At 70.0% G+C, this 4,661-nt stretch carries 4 protein-coding genes; all 4 read left to right on the forward strand.

Going from position 1 to position 4,661, the window contains the following annotated elements; genetic code table 11:
• Window positions 1-1,334: PLP-dependent aminotransferase family protein (locus tag HC022_RS19395; RefSeq protein ID WP_167453515.1), on the forward strand; the 1,334-nt coding region annotated here is incomplete at its 5' end.
• A gap of 451 nt (window positions 1,335-1,785) precedes the next feature.
• Window positions 1,786-2,184 carry a hypothetical protein gene (locus HC022_RS19400; RefSeq protein ID WP_167453516.1) on the forward strand — a complete coding sequence of 133 codons (399 nt, stop codon included), beginning with the start codon at window positions 1,786-1,788 and terminating at the stop codon, window positions 2,182-2,184.
• Window positions 2,185-2,223: 39 nt separating this feature from the next.
• Window positions 2,224-3,798, forward strand: a complete 1,575-nt coding sequence (locus tag HC022_RS19405; RefSeq protein ID WP_167453517.1) for a tyrosinase family protein — start codon at window positions 2,224-2,226, stop codon at window positions 3,796-3,798.
• A 5-nt stretch (window positions 3,799-3,803) separates the two neighbouring features.
• A complete protein-coding gene (locus HC022_RS19410) occupies window positions 3,804-4,562 on the forward strand; it encodes a DUF2182 domain-containing protein (protein ID WP_167453518.1) in 759 nt (252 codons plus the stop codon).
• Window positions 4,563-4,661: the final 99 nt, after the last annotated feature.

The raw sequence follows: 4,661 nt of genomic DNA on the forward strand, positions 1-4,661 counted from the left end.
GCAAACCGCGCTACCAGGCCATCGCCGATGCCATCGCGGGGGACATCCGCAGCGGCAAGCTGGCGGACGGCATGCGCCTGCCGCCGCAGCGGCGGCTCGCGGCGGCGCTGGGCATCGACTTCACCACCGTCTCGCGCGCCTATGCCGAGGCGCAGGCGCGGGGCCATGTCGAAAGCCACGTCGGGCGCGGCACCTTCGTGAAGGGGCGGGTGGTCAGCGACCGCCCCGACCCGTCGCGCAGCAACGAGGCCGACCTGTCGATGAACATGCCGCCCGAGCCACAGGACCCCGAGCTGCGCCGGCGCATGCAGGAGGGGCTGGGTTACGTCTCGGCCAACCTCATCGACCTGCTGCGCTACCAGTCGGCCACCGGCTCCGAGCGCGACCGCGTCGCGGCGTCGAGCTGGCTCAGCATGCGCGGCATGGTGCCCGCGCTCGAGCGGGTGGCGGTGACGCCCGGCGCCCATGCCACCATGGCGGCGATTCTCGCGCTCATCACCCGCCCCGGCGACACCGTGCTCTGCGAGGCGATCACCTATCCCGGCTTCCGCAACGTGGCGGGGCGGTTCCGGCTGAACCTCATAGGCATCGAGATGGACGGGAGCGGCATCCTCCCCGAGGCGCTGGACGCGGCGATTCGCGAACACGGGCCCAAGGCGCTGTACCTCAACCCGACGCTGCAGAACCCCACGACGCTCACCATCCCCGAGGCGCGGCGCCTCGAGATCGCAGCGGTGCTGCGGCGGCACGAGCTCATGCTGATCGAGGATGACGCCTATGGCTTCATCCCCGCCAAGGCGCCGGCACCCATCGCGCTCTCGGCCCCCGACCTGACCTGGCACATCGGCGGGCTCGCCAAGTGCATCGGGGCAGGGCTGCGGCTGGCCTTCACCATCGCCCCGACGCCGCGCTGCGCCTATCACCTCGTGCAGTCGATCCGGGCGCTGTCGGTGATGCCCTCGCCTCTGTCGATGGCGCTGGTCACGCAATGGATCGAGGACGGCACCGCCGACGGCATCCGCCGCTTCATCCGCGCCGAGAGCGCCGCCCGGCAGGCCATCGCCGCCGAGGTGCTGACCCACGTGCGCTACCGCGCCGCCGAAAACGCCTTCAATCTGTGGCTCGATCTGCCCGAGGGCGTCGGTCGCGCCGACGTGGTCGCGCGCATGGCGCGGCGGCAGCTCGGGCTCATGCCCTCGGACGCCTTCACCGTGCTGGGGAGCCCGGGCGAGCAGCTTCGGGTCTGTCTTGGCGGGCCGACCACGCGCGAGGCGCTGCGCGAGAACCTGCATTTCCTGGCCAACGCGCTGGCACCGCACAGCTTCATGGGCTGACGGCGCCGGGTCCCCGCCAAGCAAACGCACACGCGAAAAGTGTAAATCGAAAATATAGGCGCACTCGCATAGGTAATGTGAGCGCAACCGCGGGTGAATGTGGTAAGGTCATCCCACTAGGGCGGTCTCGAATCGACCGGAACATCCTGACTGTTCAGGCCGCGCCCGTTTCGCGATCTCGAGACCCTGTCCAGGAGGCTTCGTGGGGCCGTGTCGGTCGAAGGCCGGTCCCGAATTCTTCCTGTTGAAACATGGATCTGCCGCGAGACGCGCCGATCTCGGAGATTTTTCCGACAGCGCCCCGCGGCAGCGGTCACGAGTGATGTGCCGCGCCGCTTTCCGGTGTTCCGGCCCGACTGATTCCGGTCGGTCGTCGCGAATGCCGACCCCGGACCGGTCCGCAGCGCACTGCATGGATATTTCAGCGCAAAGCGATTGAAAGGACCACGTGATGACCGTCGATTTCACCGGGACCTGGGCGTACCGAAGCCTCGTCAACTCTCCCGACCTGTCTCTGCCATTCAATGACCTCGCCTTCGGGGCGGGCACGCTCGAGCTGACCGAACCCGCCGCCTGCGACATCGGCGGCACGCTTGGCGGCCCCGGCTGGTCGCTGGTGCTCAGCGGCACCGCGACGCCGGGCGAGCCGCCGCGGCTGCGCTGGCAGGGGCGGGGCACCATCGGCGGCGAGCTCTGGGTCTACGACTACCTCGGCTACCTGGTGCCGCACTGGGAAAACGGCGTCGGCCAGATCGACACCATCGTCGGCAGCATCGTCCGCAGCGTGCCGCATTCCGACGGCCAGGCCGAGGCCGGCGTCACCGCCACCTTCTTTGCCGTGCGCGCCTGACGCGCGGCCCCGCAACCGACCAGCAGAAGGATCCGTGTCATGTCCCAACTCAGAACCCGACAGAACGTCTACAAGCTCGGCAGCGCCTGGGCCGATCCGATCCTGTGGTATGCGCGCGGGGTACAGAAGCTGAAGGAGCGGCCGCTGGCCGACCGCACCAGCTGGACCTTCTACGGCGGGATCCACGGCATCTTCCGTGCGCTCTGGGATTTCTACGGCATCACCGACCCCAACGAGCCCGGGCCAAGCCAGGCCGACACCGACACCTTCATCGACCAGTGCCAGCACCAGAGCTTCTTCTTCCTGCCTTGGCACCGGGGCTACCTGATTGCGATCGAGACGCTGATCCGGTCCGAGATCGAGGCTCTGGGCGGCCCGCACGAGAGCTGGGCGCTGCCCTACTGGAATTACTTCGGCGACGGCCAGAACGCGCTGCCGCCCGAGTTCCGCAGCCCGGACTGGCCGGACGGCACCGGGGACAACCCGCTCTTCGTGGTTCAGCGCTGGGGGCCGATGGGCGGCACGCAGCCCTTCGACATCGCCTCGCGGACCAACCTAGATCCGCTGGGGGACCCGGTCTTCACTGGCCCGGGCGGCGGGGTGAGCACAGGTTTCGGCGGCCCCGCCACCGGCTTCAACTGGCAGGGCGGCAGCAGCGGCGGGCTCGAGATGAACCCGCACAACATCGTCCACGGGCTCGTGGGCGGGGGCAGCCCCACCGACACCTTCAGCGACGGCACGCCGCTGCCGGGGCTGATGTCGACGCCTACGGCCGCGGCGCTCGACCCGATCTTCTACCTGCACCACTGCAACATCGACCGGCTCTGGCAGAGCTGGAACGTCTTCCCGGCCGGCAAGCCCTCGGCGGCGCCGACCGACTGGCAGAACCCCAACAACCTCGACTGGCTGCAGGGGCCGGCGCGCAGCGGCGAGCGGCGTTTCGTGATGCCGCAGCCCGATGGCTCGGAATGGGTCTATACGCCCACCGAGATGCAGAAGATCGACGCCTTGGGCTATGAATACGATGACCTGACCCCGGGCGCCGCGGTGCAGGGCATGGACATGGCGGCACGGCGCGCCGTTCTCGGCATTGCCGCCGCCGCAAGAGGAGGGCCCGCCGTGGCAGCCAGCAGTTCCGAGATGATGGGCGCAAGCGACAAGGGCCTCGCGCTCTCCGGCAGCGGTGCCACGCGCACCACGGTGCGCACCGATGCGGCGGTGCGCGGGCGGGTCAGCAACAGCCTTGCCGGGCGCGCCGCCACCGCGCCGGACCGGGTGTTCCTGAACCTCGAGAACATCACCGGGCTCTACGACGCGGTGATCTTCGAGGTCTATGTCGGGCTCGCCGCGGATGCGGATGACGCGACCCGGCAGGCGCATCTGGCGGGCAACGTCTCGCTTTTCGGGGTGCGGCAGGCATCCGACATGGCGGGCAGGCACTCGGGCGGCGGCATCAACGCCACGCTCGAGATCACCGGCATCGTCGACAAGCTGCACCTCGCGGGCAATTTCAACGTCGACGAGCTGTCGGTCGAGATCGTGCCCATGGACGAGATCCCCGAGGCGGCGCAGATCCTCATCGGCCGCATCAGCCTCTACCGGCAGTTCGAGTGAGGCGCTTGGTCCCACCTACGGGGCGCGAGCTGGGGCGGGTCGCCGCCCCGCTGGCGCTGCTGGCCGTGCCCGCGTGGCTGTTGCTGGCGCTGGGAAGCGGCGGCATCGCAGTGCCCGAGCTCTGCTCCTCGGCGCTGCTCTGGTCGGTGCCCTCGGTCGAGGGTCTGCGCTATGCCTTCACCTTCGTCTCGCCGCAGGCGCTCGCTTTGGGCTGGGTGCTGATGGTGGCGGCGATGATGCTGCCGACGCTTACGGGCACGCTGGGATACGTGAGGGCGCGCAGCCTCGGGCGGTTCCGGGCGCGGCTCGTGGCGCTGGTGATCGCCGGCTATCTCGCGGTCTGGCTGGCGGCGGGGCCTGTCATGCTGGGCCTTGCGCTGGCGCTGCATCTGGCTGCGCCGGGCGACGGGCAGGTGTTCATCGCGGCGCTGGCCGTCGCCGTCCTGTGGCAGGTCTCGCCGTGGAAGCAGGCGGCGCTCAACCGCTGCCACCGGCGCCCGGCCATTGCCGCGTTTGCACCGCAGGCCCATGGCGATGCGCTGCGACTCGGGCTGGGCGCGGGGCTCTGGTGCGTGCAGAGCTGCTGGGCGCTGATGCTGGCGAGCCTCCTGGCGCCGGGCTGGCACTTCGCCGCGATGGCTGTGGTGGCGCTCTTCGTCTGGGCCGAGCGGCTCGAGCCGCCCCGGCCCGCCGCATGGCGCCTGCGCGCGCCGCTTCGGGCGTGGCGGCTGGCGAGCTTCCGCCTCGCCTCACCGCGACACTGACCAAGGCTCAGAGACATCAGCCCGCGAGGATCTCGCGGATCTTCTCGATCTCTTCCGTGGCGGGCCCGAGCAGCTCCTCGGCGGTGCGGCACTCCGCGC

It is taken from the genome of Salipiger sp. HF18, assembly GCF_011806505.1.
GTDB lineage: Bacteria > Pseudomonadota > Alphaproteobacteria > Rhodobacterales > Rhodobacteraceae > Salipiger > Salipiger thiooxidans.

Bases quoted from the DNA above. Each gene is read 5' to 3' on its own strand.
- HC022_RS19400 (WP_167453516.1), top strand. From the start codon at position 1,786: ATGACCGTCGATTTCACCGGGACCTGGGCGTACCGAAGCCTCGTCAAC.
- HC022_RS19405 (WP_167453517.1), top strand. From the start codon at position 2,224: ATGTCCCAACTCAGAACCCGACAGAACGTCTACAAGCTCGGCAGCGCC.